General features: G+C 50.5%; 1 protein-coding gene. It reads right to left on the reverse strand.

Annotated elements, in window-relative coordinates; all coding sequences use genetic code 11:
• Window positions 1-130: 130 nt before the first annotated feature.
• Window positions 131-214, reverse strand: an 84-nt coding sequence (locus tag FDX22_RS32750; RefSeq protein WP_370317704.1) for a hypothetical protein, incomplete at its 5' end; no start/stop codon positions are given.

Genomic DNA, 214 nt, shown 5'->3' on the forward strand with positions numbered 1-214 from the left:
CTGTTCTGCCATCTCTGCTGAATAGGGTGATTGCTGAGTCATAAGTTATCGCCATCGTTGCGGGGGAAGCGTGCTTGCTTCCCCCTTTGTACTCTTTAACGAGTACGATAGCATAACACAACCGACGCGATCAGTAACGACGTTGCCATTCTGCGTCGCTCATCAACTCCGGTTTATCGCCGAGGAAATAGCGATAGTACGCATCGTAAGCCAG

The sequence above is a fragment of the Citrobacter sp. TBCS-14 genome, from assembly GCF_005280805.1.
Taxonomy (GTDB): Bacteria; Pseudomonadota; Gammaproteobacteria; order Enterobacterales; family Enterobacteriaceae; genus Citrobacter; species Citrobacter gillenii.